This is a genomic window from Pontibacillus yanchengensis Y32 (assembly GCF_000770635.1).
Taxonomy (GTDB): Bacteria; Bacillota; Bacilli; order Bacillales; family BH030062; genus Pontibacillus; species Pontibacillus yanchengensis.
This window is the reverse complement of record NZ_AVBF01000002.1, coordinates 136,754-153,601: the sequence shown is the minus strand read 5'-3', so window position 1 is coordinate 153,601 and position 16,848 is coordinate 136,754. Positions and strand designations below refer to the sequence as shown.

General features: G+C 44.7%; 13 protein-coding genes. 12 read left to right on the top strand and 1 reads right to left on the bottom strand.

Annotated elements, in window-relative coordinates; translation table 11 throughout:
- Nucleotides 1-219: hypothetical protein (locus N782_RS21905; RefSeq protein WP_237582312.1), on the top strand; the 219-nt coding region annotated here is incomplete at its 5' end.
- A 289-nt stretch (nt 220-508) separates the two neighbouring features.
- Here N782_RS21905 and N782_RS01640 read toward each other — a convergent pair.
- The gene (locus N782_RS01640) at nt 509-1,894 is read right to left on the bottom strand and encodes a glycine--tRNA ligase (protein WP_036815520.1); all 1,386 of its coding nucleotides are present in this window, start codon (nt 1,892-1,894) and stop codon (nt 509-511) included.
- Between the two features lie 395 nt (nt 1,895-2,289).
- On the opposite strand from N782_RS01640, the gene pcrB reads away from it, so the two are divergent.
- The 11 genes from pcrB to gatC all read left to right on the top strand — a co-directional run bounded on the left by pcrB (nt 2,290) and on the right by gatC (nt 16,847).
- Nucleotides 2,290-2,979 carry a heptaprenylglyceryl phosphate synthase gene (pcrB, locus tag N782_RS01635; RefSeq protein ID WP_036815519.1) on the top strand — a complete coding sequence of 230 codons (690 nt, stop codon included), beginning with the start codon at nt 2,290-2,292 and terminating at the stop codon, nt 2,977-2,979.
- Between the two features lie 15 nt (nt 2,980-2,994).
- Entirely contained in the window at nt 2,995-5,253 is a 2,259-nt protein-coding gene (gene pcrA, locus N782_RS01630) for a DNA helicase PcrA (protein WP_036815518.1), read from the top strand.
- 13 nt (nt 5,254-5,266) lie between these two features.
- The gene (ligA, locus tag N782_RS01625) at nt 5,267-7,270 is read left to right on the top strand and encodes an NAD-dependent DNA ligase LigA (protein ID WP_036815517.1); all 2,004 of its coding nucleotides are present in this window, start codon (nt 5,267-5,269) and stop codon (nt 7,268-7,270) included.
- Nucleotides 7,271-7,285: 15 nt separating this feature from the next.
- Nucleotides 7,286-8,446 carry a CamS family sex pheromone protein gene (locus N782_RS01620; protein WP_036815516.1) on the top strand — a complete coding sequence of 387 codons (1,161 nt, stop codon included), beginning with the start codon at nt 7,286-7,288 and terminating at the stop codon, nt 8,444-8,446.
- Between the two features lie 681 nt (nt 8,447-9,127).
- Nucleotides 9,128-9,769 (top strand): class I SAM-dependent DNA methyltransferase, encoded by a 642-nt coding sequence (locus N782_RS01615; RefSeq protein WP_036815515.1) that lies wholly within the window; start codon nt 9,128-9,130, stop codon nt 9,767-9,769.
- Nucleotides 9,770-9,793: 24 nt separating this feature from the next.
- Nucleotides 9,794-10,261, top strand: a complete 468-nt coding sequence (locus tag N782_RS01610; protein ID WP_036815514.1) for an S-ribosylhomocysteine lyase — start codon at nt 9,794-9,796, stop codon at nt 10,259-10,261.
- A gap of 13 nt (nt 10,262-10,274) precedes the next feature.
- Nucleotides 10,275-11,192, top strand: a complete 918-nt coding sequence (locus tag N782_RS01605; RefSeq protein WP_036815513.1) for a PLP-dependent cysteine synthase family protein — start codon at nt 10,275-10,277, stop codon at nt 11,190-11,192.
- Nucleotides 11,193-11,196: 4 nt separating this feature from the next.
- Complete coding sequence (locus tag N782_RS01600; RefSeq protein ID WP_036815512.1) at nt 11,197-12,333, top strand: bifunctional cystathionine gamma-lyase/homocysteine desulfhydrase; 1,137 nt, start codon at nt 11,197-11,199, stop codon at nt 12,331-12,333.
- Between the two features lie 232 nt (nt 12,334-12,565).
- On the top strand, nt 12,566-14,119 hold the full coding sequence (pruA, locus tag N782_RS01595) for an L-glutamate gamma-semialdehyde dehydrogenase (protein ID WP_036815511.1): 1,554 nt from the start codon (nt 12,566-12,568) through the stop codon (nt 14,117-14,119).
- A gap of 497 nt (nt 14,120-14,616) precedes the next feature.
- Entirely contained in the window at nt 14,617-16,134 is a 1,518-nt protein-coding gene (gene putP, locus N782_RS01590; protein WP_036815510.1) for a sodium/proline symporter PutP, read from the top strand.
- 422 nt (nt 16,135-16,556) lie between these two features.
- Complete coding sequence (gatC, locus tag N782_RS01585; protein WP_036815509.1) at nt 16,557-16,847, top strand: Asp-tRNA(Asn)/Glu-tRNA(Gln) amidotransferase subunit GatC; 291 nt, start codon at nt 16,557-16,559, stop codon at nt 16,845-16,847.
- Nucleotide 16,848: the final 1 nt, after the last annotated feature.

The window sequence follows — 16,848 nt, the reverse complement described above, 5'->3', positions numbered from 1 at the left end:
AAGTTGAAAACATCATGGATACTTTTACACAATGTTAAGGACTTGACTGGATCGGGGTGGGTGAATGCTCGCAAATTTGAAAATATGATCCGAAATTTGAAATTTTGCTCGGAAATCGAAAAAGTTGCTCTGAAAATCAAGATTCTGCTCGCAAATCGAAAAAAATGCTCCGAAGCCCCGCGCCGCACGCGGCCCAGCACCGCAAATGATGCTCTCTAGTTGGAGGATTGTTTTTGCGCTGGTGGCGGTGGTCGGGGATGGGCGGATGCTCGCAAATTCGGAATTTTGCTCTGAAATTTAGGATTTTGCTCGGAAATCGGAAAAGTTGCTCCGAAAATCAAGATTCTGCTCGCAAATCCCAAAAAATGCTCCGAACCCCGCGCCGCACGCCCGCACGCTGTACTCTCCCTCGAACCCCGCACCACCCCCAAATCCAGCATCACCCCGCGCCACCCGCCGCACCCCAGCACAAAAAAATACCCAATCCTAAGATTGGGCATCCCTCACACTATTCATAATCAATTTTCCCCTCTAAAAAGCTGCGCAATTCAGAGATGTTCATACGCTTCTGCTCCATTGTGTCGCGGTCACGTACAGTCACTTGACCATCCTCTTCAGAGTCGAAGTCATAGGTGATGCAGAATGGTGTTCCGATTTCGTCGTGGCGGCGGTAGCGTTTACCGATGGAGCCAGCATCGTCATAGTCGACCATGAAATGCTTGCTTAGATCAGCAAACACTTCTTTTGCTTGCTCGCCAAGCTTCTTGGAAAGTGGGAACACGGCTGCTTTGTATGGTGCGACAGCTGGGTGGAACTTCATAACCGTACGAGAAGATCCATCTTCAAGCTCTTCTTCCTGATACGCATCAGCTAGGAAGGATAGCGCCAGGCGGTCTGCACCTAGGGCAGGCTCGATGACATATGGGATATAGCGGTCGTTGTTTTCTTGGTCGATATATTGGAAGTCCTCGCCAGAATGTTCCGCATGCTGGGTAAGGTCGAAGTTCGTACGAGACGCAATGCCCCAAAGCTCGCCCCATCCCATTGGGAATTTATATTCGATGTCTGTAGTCGCGTTACTGTAGTGAGATAACTCGTCAGACTCATGCTCACGTAAGCGAAGGTTTTCCTCGGTAATGCCTAGAGATGTTAACCAGCCATGGCAGAAGTTCTTCCAGTATTCATACCACTCTAGCTCTTCGCCTGGCTTACAGAAGAATTCCATTTCCATTTGTTCGAATTCACGGGTACGGAAAATGAAGTTCCCTGGCGTAATCTCGTTACGGAAGCTTTTTCCGATTTGGCCGATACCAAAAGGAAGCTTCTTACGCATGGAACGCTGTACGTTTTTGAAGTTTACAAAGATTCCTTGTGCCGTTTCTGGACGTAGGAAAATTTCATCTGTGGAATCCTCTGTTACACCTTGATGGGTTTTGAACATCAGGTTGAACTGACGGATGCCTGTGAAATTCTGCGCTCCACATGTTGGACAAGCGATATCGTGCTCGTCGATCAGCTTTCTCATTTCATCAAACGGAAGGCCGTCGACAATCATTTCGTTGCCTTCAGCTTCTAGTTTGTTTTCAATCAATTTGTCAGCACGGTGACGGGATTTACAGTCTTTACAGTCGATCATTGGATCATTAAAGTTACCAAGGTGACCAGACGCTTCCCACGTTTTCGGGTTCATTAAAATCGCTGCATCCAATCCAACGTTCATCGGATTTTCCTGGATGAATTTTTGCCACCACGCACGCTTTAAGTTATTCTTTAGTTCCACGCCAAGTGGACCATAATCCCATGTGTTCGCAAGCCCACCGTAGATTTCAGAACCTTGAAAAATAAATCCACGATGCTTCGCGTGTGATACTAGTTGCTCCATACTGCTAGACATAGTAATTTCCTCCTTTATGTTTCCAACAATTTGTAGCCCCTTGAGACAGAAAAAACTCTCGTCTCTGGGACTATCACTAATCCCAGGGACGAGAGTTTTTACCCGCGGTTCCACCCTGATTGATGCTTAACGCATCCACTTTATGTGTGCATATTCGGGAATGCCGTTTCCTTCCGCCGTTCTCTAGGCTTTCACCGTCCCTAGATCGCTTGTGTGAAGAGGGGGGAAGTACTATTTTTCCGTCATCATATGATTCAATATTTATTTGCTTATTAATAGTAGCATAGCGGATTTTAATTCACAAGTCTAGCTTAAAAACAACAACTTCCCGTTCATATGACGTGTCGATTTTTGGTATAATGTATAGATGGAAAACGAAAACGGAGGATCACATCATGTATGATATGAACCAATGGGAGCACGTGTTTAAGCTCGATCCCAATAAAGAGATAGCTGATAAGGATTTAGAAGACATATGCGAATCAGGAACAGACGCAATCATGGTCGGGGGTACCGATGGTGTTACGCTAGATCAAGTACTGTCCTTGCTAGCTAGCATTCGCCGCTATACGGTTCCGGTTATTTTAGAAATTTCCAATTTAGAATCGATTACTCCTGGTTATGATTACTATTTTGTCCCTACCGTATTAAATAGTAAGGATAAGAAATGGGTGATGGATCTCCATCATCAAGCTGTAAAAGAATACGGCGAGATTATGGACTGGGATGAAATCATGGTCGAAGGGTACTGTATTTTAAACCCGGAAGCGAAGGCCTATCAACGAACGGAATGCACGATGCCAGATGATGAAGATGTAGTGGCATACGCGCAAATGGCAGAGAATATGTTTAAGCTGCCGATTTTTTATATGGAATACAGTGGAACATACGGCAACCCTGAACTTGTGGAAAAAGTGAGCCACGCCTTAAAGGACACGCTTCTCTTTTACGGTGGTGGAATCCAGTCCAAGGAACAGGCGAAGGAAATGAAGGCGTATGCGGATGTCGTTATCGTCGGAAACTTAATATATGAAAATAAGAAAGCAGCACTCAAAACGGTGAAGGCCGTAAAAGAACGAGAGTAAAGGAAGGTGTCTCCTTTGAGCCCGTTAACGAATGACTTACTAAAAGGTTTAAATAAAGAGCAGCAGCAAGCAGTGAAAAAGACAGATGGCCCGCTATTGATTATGGCAGGAGCAGGGAGTGGCAAGACTCGTGTGCTTACCCATCGAATTGCGTATCTATTAGGGGAAAAAGATGTGTCCCCACGAAATGTACTAGCCATCACGTTTACGAATAAAGCAGCTCGTGAGATGAAAGATCGTGTCGCTGATATTATTGGACCAGAAGCCAATGATATGTGGATTTCCACATTCCACTCCATGTGCGTGCGCATTTTGCGTCGCGATATCGACCGTATCGGCATCGATCGTAATTTTTCTATCTTAGACTCGACGGATCAGCTTTCCGTTATTAAACAAATATTAAAAGATTTGAACCTGGACCCGAAGCAGTACGACCCTCGTGCGATGCTTGGTGCGATTAGTAGTGCCAAAAACGAGTTGAAAACAGCAGAGGATTTTGGGAAAACAGTAGGCAATCACTACGAACAGCAAATTGCAAAGGTATATGAAAAGTATCAAAAAACATTGCGCAAAAACCAATCGCTAGACTTTGATGATCTCATCATGCAGACGTTAACGCTATTTGATCGTCTTCCAGAGGTGCTGGAGTATTACCAGCGCAGGTTCCAGTATATTCACGTCGATGAGTATCAGGATACAAACCACGCCCAGTATCAGCTGGTTAAGCTAATGGCAAGTCGCTACCAAAACCTTTGTGTTGTAGGTGACTCGGACCAATCGATTTATAAGTGGCGCGGAGCAGACATTCAAAATATCATGTCCTTTGAAAAAGACTATCCAAGTGCAACGGTCATCATGCTCGAGCAAAATTATCGTTCCACGAAGAGCATTTTGAACGCAGCCAATGAAGTCATTCAATTAAACTCAGGCCGTAAGCCAAAAAATCTTTGGACCGATAACGATGATGGTGAGAGCATTCAGTATTATCAGGCTCCATCTGAGCGTGATGAAGCACTTTTTGTTACCAATCGGATCGAAGAATTCGTTCGCGGCAAGAAGTTCAATTATAAGGACTTCGCGCTGTTATACCGTACCAATGCGCAGTCTCGTACAATTGAGGAAACGTTCGTAAAAGCGGGCATTCCGTATCAAATCATTGGCGGTACGAAGTTCTACGACCGTAAAGAAATCAAAGACCTGTTAGCCTACCTACGTTTGGTTGCCAATCCAAATGATGACATTAGCTTTTCGCGTATCGTCAACGAGCCAAAGCGTGGTGTCGGAAAAACATCACTAGAAAACCTGCAAATGTACGCGGCTCGTCATGATATTTCCATGTATGAAGCGGTTGGCGAAGTGGAGTTTGTTGGCCTAAGCAAAAAGGCAACGGCAGCCCTCAAGCAATTCGGGCAAATGATTAAAAACTGGACCCAGCAACAAGACTTCCTATCTGCGACTGACTTGGTGGAAGATGTTTTGAAACAAACAGAGTATGAAGAAATGTTGAAGCGGGATAACAGTTTAGAGGCGCAAAGTCGTCTAGAGAACATTAATGAATTTCTATCGGTTACAAAAAACTTTGAAGAGAATAATGAAGATAAGAGTTTAATTAGCTTCCTAACGGATTTAGCACTCGTTGCGGATATTGACCAGGCGGATGACGATCCATTCGCAGATGATAAAGTAACGCTCATGACCCTTCACTCTGCCAAAGGGCTGGAGTTCCCAGTCGTGTTCCTTATTGGCATGGAAGAAAGCATTTTCCCTCACAGTCGTTCCCTCATGGACGAAGAAGAGATGGAGGAAGAGCGTCGTCTTGCGTACGTAGGTATTACAAGAGCGGAGCAACAGTTATTTTTAACACATGCCAAAATGCGTACCCTATTTGGTAAAACCAATATGAATCCGATGAGTCGCTTTATCGATGAGATTCCACAAGAGTTGATCGAAGGCCGAGACGGCAAAAGCAATCAGCAAAGCAGTTCGCCGTTTAGTGGAGGATTTAATGATCCAGCTCCGTCCGGGTTTACTAATAGCAAACAATCTCAAGAACAACCAAAGCGTAAAGCAACCACGATGAAAAAGAATGCCGGAACAGGTGGCGAGAGCCTAGAGTGGAAAACAGGTGACAAAGCGTCACATAAAAAGTGGGGCGAAGGTACAGTCGTCAACGTAAAAGGGGAAGGCGACTCCATGGAACTAGACATCGCATTTCCAGCGCCAACCGGCGTAAAGCGTGTTCTAGCGAAATTCGCTCCTATATCGAAAGCGTAACTGAGGTGAGTGCATGAATAGAGAAGAAGCAATCGAGCAAATCAAATCCTTACGAGAAGAGTTAGAACAGTACAATCATGAATATCATGTATTGGATCAACCCTCTGTCTCCGATTATCAATACGACATGAAAATGCAGGAATTACTCAAGTTAGAAGAAGCACATCCTGACCTTGTCACATCCGACTCTCCTTCCCAGCGTGTGGGAGGGGAGCCTTTGGATGCGTTCCAAAAGGTGCAGCACACGATACCGATGCTCAGCCTTGGCAATGCCTTCAATGAAGAAGAACTGCGCGAATTCGACCGACGTGTCCGCGAAGGCGTCGATGAAGATGTGAGCTATGTTTGTGAGCTGAAAATTGATGGCCTCGCTATTTCCTTGCGCTATGAAGACGGCGTATTCACGCAAGGCGCAACCCGTGGCGACGGTACGACAGGGGAAGATATTACCCAAAACCTTCGCACCATCAATAGTATCCCTCTCCGCATTAAAGAGGAAGAAACGATTGAAGTGCGTGGCGAAGCGTTTATGCCACACAGGTCGTTTATTGCACTAAACGAAGCTCGAGAGGAATCGGAAGAAGAGCCATTTGCCAACCCACGTAACGCAGCAGCAGGATCGCTCCGTCAACTGGATCCGAAAATTGCCGCCAGTCGTAATTTAGATATTTTTCTATATGGCGTAGGTCAGTGGGATGCAGGGGAACTGGAATCTCATAGTGAACGCCTGGAATACATGCAGAAGCTCGGCTTTAAGACGAATCCTGAGTGGAAGAAATGCCCGACCATCGAGGATGTAATCACTTATGTAAACACGTGGACAGAAGCGCGCGAGAATCTGAATTACGAAATCGATGGCATCGTCATTAAGGTAGACAATCTCGACCAACAAGAGGAGCTCGGTTTTACAGCCAAGAACCCTCGTTGGGCCGTTGCCTACAAATTCCCTGCCGAAGAAGCGATTACAAAAATTACTGACATCGAGTTGAGCGTTGGTCGAACGGGGGCTGTAACTCCAACAGCTGTCCTTGAAGCGGTAAAAGTGGCAGGTACGACGGTCAAAAGAGCTTCCTTGCACAACAAAGATTTGATTCGCGAGAAGGATATTCGCATTGGCGATACCGTTGTCATCAAAAAAGCTGGCGACATCATCCCAGAAGTCGTGCGCGTTGTGTTTGATGAGCGAACAGGCGATGAAGAGGAATACTTCATGCCAGAAACGTGCCCGGAATGTGGTAGTGAACTGGAGCATTTAGAGGAAGAAGTAGCCCTTCGTTGCTTGAATCCGAACTGTCCAGCTCAACTGCGTGAAGCGCTCATTCACTTTGTATCTCGAAACGCGATGAACATTGATGGACTAGGGGAAAAAGTGATAGCGCAACTTTTCCGCGAAGACTTGGTTCATACCATCGCCGATTTATATAAACTAGAAAAAGAGGCCTTGCTTGAATTAGAGCGTATGGGGGAGAAATCAGCAGACAATTTACTGAATGCGATTGAAGCCTCGAAAGAGAACTCCATGGAACGACTGTTATTCGGACTAGGCATACGTTTTGTAGGTGAGAAAGCTGCCAAGACGCTATCGCAGGAATTTGAGACGATGGAGCGCCTCAGCCAGGCTACTTACGACGAGCTGATTGAGATTTACGAAATTGGCGAAAAACTAGCCGACTCGGTCGTACGCTATTTTGAAAAACCACAGGTACTGGAACTCATACAAGAACTGAAAGCACTCGGCTTGAACCTGGAGTACTTAGGACAAAAGAAAAGTCAGGCCGCAGAAGATTCAATTTTTAATGGGAAAACCGTGGTTATTACTGGTAAAATGGAGGAGTATAACCGTTCTGAAATTAAAGAGCGAGTCGAAGCATTTGGTGCAAAAGTGACAAGCAGCGTCAGCAAGAAGACTGATTTATTGATTGCTGGGGAAGACGCTGGTTCGAAATTTGACAAAGCTCAAGAACTAGGCATTGAGATTTGGGATGAACAACGCTTTATCGAAGCGTTAAACCAATAGGGAGAGTGGAGAAACATGAAGCGGATCGCATTGTTGATGTTGAGCCTTTTTGTGTTAGGGACAGGATGCGCTCCGGCCTATGAGAAGAATGAAGAAGTGGGCGTTGAGACAACAGAGAAAAATCAACAAGAGAAAGCTATCGTTCCAAAGTACAGCATTTCCGAGGACTACTACCGTCCGTTAGAAAAATATAAGCCAAGTAAATCACGCGGCGTCATCACCCATCAGATGGCGAACCGATTTGATATTAAAGAAATGGAAGTTGGGTTGCGCCGTCATGCGAAAAGTGTCTTTGACCCTAAGAATTACTTTTTCCAGGAAGGCCAATACTTAACGGATGACATTTTATACGATTGGCTCGACCGTGCGAAAAACGATGCCGAAACAAACGGCACCCCAAACGGTCTAAATCCATCTGTGAAAGAGGATGCTGGGGAACAAGCGCTTCGGAACAATCCGAAGTATCTATCCCATATTCTCGAGCAGGATTACTTGAAGAAAAATGAAGAAGGCGACGTCGTGCAGCTAAAAGGGATGACCATCGGATTGGCGATGAAATCCCAGTATCAGTTCCAAGAGGAAATTGGCGGGCCCGTCTTATATGAGGACATCTCAACTGAAGAGATGCTAAAAGAAGGGAAGCAAATCGCCCAGACGGTTCTGGAGCGCCTGCGCAAAATGGAAGACCTTCAGGATGTCCCAATTATGTTTGCCATCTACCGGGAAGAAGAAAAAGGAGCCATGGTTCCAGGTAACTTTGTCGCGAAAACAAACGTAAAAGGAAGCGACATGAAAGTTGGAGCATGGGAAACGATACAAGAAGATCACGTATTATTCCCGTCCGAAGAAGCCAGTGGAGCCCACCCTGAAGATGCAAGCCTCATTAGCGACCTCCAAAACGATGTAGCCGAATACTTCCCGAATTACATCGGCGTAGTAGGAAAAGGCTTCTATGTAGAGGATGAGCTAAGAGAGTTAACGATCACCATCCCAATCGAATTCAAAGGACAAACCGAAGTCATTGGGTTAACCCAGTACGTGTACTCCATCATAGTCGAGAATTTCCCGAATTACTTTGATCTAGAAGTAAACATCGAGTCCCATAACGGGCAGGAAAGCTTGATTTCAAGAAAAGCAGGGCAAGAAGAGCCGTATGTTCATATTTATGGACAGTAGGTTGTTTTGTGGGGAAGGCATTGTCATGGACAATGCCTTTTTTGCGTTTTGGGAGCGCGGGTTGGTGCGCTGGGTGACGTGGGTTGCGCGGGTGCGGCGTTTGCTCAGCGGTGTGCGCCAGGTGGTGCGGGCGCTGCGCTTGGCGCGGATGGCTGGTCGCTCATAAATGTGGCAAAGTCGCTCATATAATGGAAATCCCGCTCATAAATTTGAAATGTTGCTCATATAATGCAAATCCCGCTCATAAATCGAAAATGTCGCTCAAATCCCCCCCTAGCTCATCTCACTTTTTGGCGCGTTTTATGCTTTTTAAGGGTGCGGCTTGGGCGCTTGCGATCAACTTTTTGGAATTAGGAGCGAGAATGCGAAAACAGGAGCGACTTTCTCAAAATAGGAGCGAGAATCCAAAATCAGGATCAACTTTTGAAAATCAGGAGCGACCGGCCCCCAGCGCCCCTGCTCTCCACCTCAACCGCACCCCTCACAACCGCAAGGAACATCTTACCAAATCATCGCTACATCCCCTCCACAAAACCCCGCCACTAAGCAGCTCACGCCCTGTCAAAACTGGGCTCATGCCTATTTACTTTCTTTTAAACCCTATGCTATACTCACTATAATAACTAAAAACCAAGTAAACTCATAGGAATTATAAAAATTAACCTGATGAGGTGGAGATAAATGGGTAGGGAATTTATAGATTTATTTAACGGGTGGGCAGCGTCTTATGATAAAACCGTAGCGGGTGACGATATAGAGTATCGCGAGGTATTTAAAGGCTATGAAGCGATATTGCAAGCTGTTGTTGCGAAGACGAACGGTCCGAATGTACTGGAATTTGGGGTTGGTACGGGGAATTTAACGAGAAAATTGATCAATGAAGGTCATCAGGTATTTGGCATTGAGCCTTCGATGGAAATGTTGAAAATTGGTCAGCTTAAAGTGCCGGAAGCGAAAATCCAAGAAGGGGACTTTATCGATTTTACTGTTCCTGCTGAGTCGATTCATTCGATTGTAAGCTCGTATGCGTTTCACCATTTAACAGATGAAGAAAAGGAAGAAGCCATCGAGAAATATAGCAAGCTATTAGCTCCAGGAGGCGTAATTGTTTTCGCGGATACCGTTTTTGAATCGCAAAAGGCGAAGCGTCATATGATTGAAAAGGCGATAGCGTCTTATTTTCATAATCTAGCGGAGGATTTATCAACCGAGCATTATTCCGATATTCCAACGCTAACAAGAATCTGTCATAACCATGGCTTTGAGGTTATGTTTGAGCAGCTCAATCCATATGTTTGGTTAATGGTAGCGAAGAAAAAATAACCTATCGAAAAAGGAGAGGTTTTCATGCCAATGAACGTAGAAAGTTTTAATCTAGATCATACGAAAGTCAAAGCACCTTATGTTCGACTTGTCGGCATCACCGAAGGAACAAAGGGAGATAAAGTCTATAAATATGATTTTCGCATTAAGCAACCAAATGTGGAGCACATGGATATGCCATCTCTCCATTCCTTAGAGCATATGATGGCTGAATTTAGTCGTAACCATCATGACCATGTCCTAGATGTAGGTCCTATGGGTTGCCAAACAGGCTTTTACATTGCCCTTTTAAACGATGATGACTATAACAATATGCTTCGCGTGATCGAGAATACGCTAAACGATGTTCTAGAAGCGACAGAGGTGCCAGCGTGTAATGAAGTCCAGTGCGGCTTTGCGGCGAGCCATAGCCTTGAAGGAGCAAAACGATTAGCTCAAGAAATGCTAGATAAACGCGATGAATGGACACAGGTATTTGCAGAAGAGCAATAAGGAGTAGACAGCGATGAACTATGTAACAAGTGTTCAACAGTTAATAGGGAACACGCCCTTAATCGAACTCACCAACGTAGATGTACCAGAGGGCGTCCGCCTATTTGCGAAGTTAGAGTATTTCAACCCAGGCGGTAGTGTGAAGGATCGCCTGGGCCAAAAACTACTCTCTCATGCACTCCAAACAGGGGAGCTTCAACCAGGCGGAACGATCATCGAACCAACCGCCGGGAACACAGGAATTGGATTAGCCCTCGCTGCTATTGGGCGAGGGTTTCGAGTGGTATTTGTAACGCCGGAAAAATTCAGCCAGGAAAAGCAGACGCTCATGAGAGCGCTAGGCGCTGAAGTGGTCAATACGCCTACGGCAAAAGGAATGACAGGCGCCATTGAAAAAGCGAAGCAGTTATGCGAAGAAATAACGGGAGCGTACTGCCCCCAACAATTTGATAACGACGCCAATCCATTAACCTATTACGAAACGCTTGCACCAGAGATATACGATGCGCTGGATGGGCAAGTCGATATTTTTGTCGCTGGTGGAGGTACTGGTGGCACGTTTACGGGGGTATCTCGCTATTTGAAGGAAAAAAATCCGCGCGTCAAAAACGTCATCGTTGAGCCAGAAGGATCGATCCTGAATGGCGGGGAGCCTGGTTCCCATCGAACAGAAGGTATTGGGATGGAGTTTTTGCCTCGTTATATGGACGTGAACATGTTCAACGAAATCTACACGATTTCAGATGACGAGGCGTTTGCGGCAGCGAAACGATTAGCATTACAGGAAGGATTGCTTGTAGCAAGCTCATCAGGAGCAGCTTTCGTCGCAGCGATGCGAGAAGCCCAAAAAGCACCAGCAGGAACGAATATCGTAACGATTTTTCCAGACAGTAGTGAACGATATATGAGTCAAGGATTCTACGAGGAGTGATGATATGAGACGAAAAACACAACTAATACACGGTGGTATCACGGGAGATGAACATACCGGTGCTGTATCGGTCCCGATATATCAAGTAAGCACGTACAAACAAGATGGCGTAGGGCAACACAAAGGATATGAGTATTCTCGTACAGGGAATCCAACCCGCCACGCGCTAGAAGAACTCATTAAAGATATCGAAGGCGGTAAAGCAGGCTTTGCTTTTGGTTCTGGTATGGCAGCGATCACCTCTGTGTTGATGCTGTATAAGAGCGGCGATCACATTATTTTCACAGACGATGTATATGGCGGTACATATCGCCTCGTATCGAATGTGTTGAACCGTTTTAACCTAGATGTATCGTTTGTCGATACGTCCGATCAAGCTAAAATCAAAGAAGCCATCAAGCCGAATACGAAAGCCATCTATGTTGAAACGCCAACCAATCCATTGCTGAAGGTTACCGATTTGCAAGCAACTGCTGACCTGGCGAAAGAGCATGGTCTGACGTTTATCGTCGATAACACGTTCAGCACGCCATATTGGCAGAACCCGATTGATCATGGAGCGGATATCGTGCTGCACAGTGCAACGAAATATTTAGGTGGCCACAGTGATGTGGTAGCAGGCCTGGTTGTAGTGAACACGGAGGAATTAGCTAGCGATCTCCACTTTATTTTAAACTCTGCCGGAGCCGTACTTGGACCGCAGGATTCCTGGCTGCTGATGCGAGGAATCAAGACGCTAGGGGTTCGAATGGAAGAAATCGAATCGAATACACGTGAGTTTATTAGCTTCTTGCAACAGCATCCGCAGGTAACCAATATCTATTATCCAGGGCTAGAATCTCACAACGGGCACGATACGCATCAGAAACAAGCTCGTGGGGCAGGCGGCATGGTATCGTTTGATGTTGGCAGTGATGAGAATGCAGAAAAACTATTAACCAACCTGCGCTATTTCACACTAGCAGAAAGCCTGGGTGCGGTGGAGAGTCTTATTTCGGTACCTGCGAAAATGACGCATGCGTCCATTCCGAAAGAGCGTAGAGCAGAGCTAGGCATCACAGATGGACTTGTCCGCGTTTCAATTGGACTTGAAGATGTAGAGGATTTAAAAGAGGATTTTGAAAAAGCACTACGAGGCTAGCCTGGATGGTTAGCCTCTTTTTTTGTGTGGAGGGGGAGAGTCGCGGATAAAGTTCGGGAAGTGGCTCAAATACGGGGGTTAGCCTGACCTGACGATATACAGTAGACCGCCTCCTGAAACAGTTTCAGCAAACTCCTCATTTCCCAACAACGAAAAACTCATAGAACCTCCCAAATTAGCATATCCTATCATTGATGAAAAAAAGTAGCGGAAGAGAAGGAGGCGTTTGTTCATGGTTGCACCGTATCAGCATGAGCCATTTACCGACTTTAGTGTGCCGGAGAATAAGCAAGCAATGGAGGCGGCGCTTAAGCGTGTGGAGGCCGAGTTTGGGAAAGAGTATCCACTTATTATTGGAGGAGAACGTATTTTTACAGAGGATAGGATTACCTCGTTTAATCCTGCCAACAAAGAAGAAGTGATCGGGTATGTTTCGAAAGCTGATCAGGAGTTGGCTGAAAAAGCAATGAAGGTTGCGGATGAAACGTTCCAGTGGTGGCGAAAATCAAAGCCTGAAATGCGCGCAGATATTTTATTTCGAGCAGCAGCCATTGTACGTCGTAAGAAGCATGATTTCTCTGCTCATTTGGTGAAAGAGGGCGGGAAGCCATGGAAGGAAGCAGATGCCGATACAGCGGAAGCGATTGATTTCATGGAATATTATGCTCGTCAAATACTGACCCTCAAAGATGGAGAGCCTGTCTACAATCGTCCCAATGTAGATAATAGTCGTTTTCACTATATTCCGCTTGGGGTGACGTTAACCCTTTCTCCGTGGAATTTCCTATTCGCGATTATGTGTGGGACGACGGTAGCGCCAATGGTAACGGGCAATACGGTATTATTAAAACCGGCTAGTTTAACGCCGATTATTGCATATAAAATGATGGAAGTGCTCGAAGAAGCTGGGCTTCCTGCTGGGGTTATCAATTTTATCCCTGGAAGCGGTTCGGAGATTGGCGATTACTTGGTTGACCACCCTCGAACTCGATTGATTAGCTTCACAGGTTCAAGAGAAGTAGGAACACGGATTTTTGAGCGAGCAGCGAAGGTCCAGCCTAATCAAATTTGGTTGAAGCGTGTGATTGCGGAAATGGGTGGGAAGGACACGATTGTCGTGGATGAAGATGCCGACCTTGAACTGGCAGCCGATGCTATCGTTAATTCAGCGTTTGGATTCAGCGGTCAGAAATGTTCCGCTTGTTCACGTGTTGTTGCACATGAAGCCATCTATGACACGTTGTTAGAGCGATGCGTAGAGTTGACGGAAGAACGAGTGAACGTACAAGACCCAGTAGATGGTAGTACCTTCATGGGACCAGTCATTGACCAAGGTGCTTTTGATAAAATCATGGAATATATCGAAATCGGAAAAGAAGAAGGAAAGCTGATGACCGGCGGAGATGGCGATGCCAGCACAGGATTCTTCATCAAGCCAACCATTTTTGCTGACCTAGATCCTAAGGCAAAAATCATGCAAGAAGAAATCTTTGGTCCAGTAGTAGGTTTTACCAAAGCGAAGTCATTTGATGAAGCTCTGGAAATCGCTAACAATACGGAGTATGGCTTAACAGGGGCCGTTATTACGAAGAATCGCCTCCACATTGAACAGGCAAGAGAAGATTTCCATGTTGGAAATTTATACTTTAATCGTGGATGTACAGCAGCTATTGTTGGCTATCATCCATTTGGTGGCTTCAATATGTCTGGAACCGACTCGAAGGCAGGCGGTCCGGATTATTTGGTCCATCATATGCAAGGAAAAACAACGTCTGAAATGCTTTAATATCCAATTATACCCTCTCGATTATTTGAGAGGGTAATTTTGTTGAACGAGGAAACACTAGAGTCGAGAATAGATAAGGAATTGGAATGAAATGGATGGATATATATAATTTTCAGGATTTAATTTTATAAATTATCTTGAATACATATAGGTCGATTTGAATATATGCACACAAAAGTCCTATATTGATGTATAATTATTCATATAGTTGATAGTTTTTAAAAATTTAGAATGTTCAAATAATATCTTTGTGTTATATTAAATCATATTAATCGCTTATATCCCTTTCATATATTTCAAATACCTGTTTTCTGAATAGGTGGAAAAATGTATAGGGGTGTATATATAATTCAATACACATAACTTAAAGGAGGTTAAAGAATGGGCGAGGAATATGCTATTGCAGGAGCCACATGGTTTTGGTTATTTGTTCCAATGCCGATTTTAATTATCTTATCCGCTATTACGTTATTTACTGAAAGGAGAGAGTAAAGCTTATGGGTACAGCTACGTTAATTACATTTATAGTCTATTTAATTGGAATGCTTGTCATAGGACTTGCAGCTTATCGTTTAACAAGTAACTTATCAGATTATGTATTAGGTGGACGCCGCTTAGGACCTGGTGTTGCCGCATTAAGTGCCGGAGCATCCGATATGAGTGGTTGGTTACTATTAGGACTACCTGGTGCGATTTATGGCGGTGGACTTTCTGCTGCATGGATCGGAGTAGGTCTTGCTATTGGTGCGTACTTAAACTGGCAATTCGTTGCCCGTCGTTTACGTGTTTATACTGAGGTTGCGAATGACTCTATTACAGTACCTGACTTCTTTGAAAATCGCTTCCGTGACAACTCACATATTTTGCGTGTTATCTCCGCGCTCGTTATTTTATTATTCTTTACCTTCTATACGTCCTCAGGTATGGTAGCTGGGGCAAAACTATTTGAAGCATCCTTTGGACTTGGCTATCAGCAAGCTCTATGGATTGGTGCTATTGTTATTATTTCTTATACATTCTTAGGCGGTTTCTTAGCCGTAAGTTGGACCGACTTTGTTCAAGGTATCCTGATGTTCCTTGCGTTGATTGCCGTACCAATCGTAGCAATTAACCAGCTTGGCGGCTGGGGCCAAGTAATGCAAACCGTAGGTGATATCGATCCAACTCGTTTGAACATGGTAGAAGGTGTTGGATTGTTAGCCATTATTTCATCGATGGCGTGGGGACTTGGTTACTTTGGTCAGCCACACATCTTAACTCGTTTTATGGCATTACGTTCCGCTAATGATGTGCCGAAAGCACGTTTCATCGGTATTACGTGGATGATTCTAGGACTTTATGGCGCGATCTTCACTGGTTTCGTTGGTCTTGCCTATGTTGCCGATGCAGGTAATACAGCTGCACTAACGGAATTCGGTGTGAAAGTGGTTCAGGGTGAAGGCGGCATTCAAATGCTAGATGACCCTGAGAAAATCTTTATCGCATTTTCACAGGTGTTATTCCACCCAGTAATTGCAGGTATCCTACTAGCAGCGATTTTATCTGCAATCATGAGTACCATTGACTCGCAGCTACTTGTATCCTCTTCTGCTGTAGCAGAGGACTTCTACAAAGCGATTCTTCGCAAAAATGCTACAGAGCGTGAACTAGTATGGGTAGGTCGTATCTCTGTTGGTGTGATTGCCTTAATTGCAGTCTTACTAGCCTACAACCCAGAAAGCTCTGTACTAGGCCTTGTAAGTTACGCATGGGCAGGATTTGGCGGAGCATTCGGACCAATCGTCATCCTATCTCTATTCTGGAAAGGCCTTACCCGTAATGGCGCCCTATTCGGAATCATTGTAGGAGCAGCAACGGTTGTTATCTGGAAAGTATATGTGACGCCAGTATTCGCTCTATACGAAATTGTTCCAGCCTTCATCCTTTGTGGACTGGTAGCAATCATTGTCAGCTTGGTTGATAAAGAGCCATCTGAAGAAATCAAGCAAGAATTTGATGCAGCAAAAGCTAAATAATAGTAATTTGATGAAAACCTCTTCTATTCGGTAGGAGAGGTTTTTTAATTAAAGATCCTCACTTGTAATGGCGAGGGGAAGATACTAATGAAAATTAATACCCTACACCGAAACCTGGATCTGAAATGATAAAGGCGATATAAAGCAAAGTAAGTGTAATGATCGTTAGTAAAACCAACTTATATTTTTCCACTTTCACCCCCCCTTTCCATGTAATTTACCGCCTTTTATCCTAACAGAAAATCTAATACCGAAACATTTATTTATTAACAAACAATGTAGTAGAGCTTTTCGATTCGCTTAAGAAAAGGTCCCCTTCATGTTTTTTTCCTGTAAAGAAACACTGTCAACATTGATTGTTAGGGGTGCTTTTTGGTATCATCATATATTATGTGAGGTTCGATACGAATGGAGGTTAAACAATGTCACGAATTAGTAAAGAACAAGTAAAGCACGTTGCTCATCTAGCACGGTTACATGTTTCCGAAGAAGAAGCAGACATGTTTACAAAGCAATTGGATGATATTATTACGTTTGCCGAACAGCTGAACGAATTAGATACAGAAGGCGTAGAGCCTACGACACACGTTCTTGATTTGAAGAATGTTACGCGTAAGGACGAGCCAAAGCACTGGTTAACGAAAGAAGAAGCACTGAAAAACGCACCAGAAAAGCAAGATGGACAATTTCGCGTGCCATCTATTTTGGAATAGG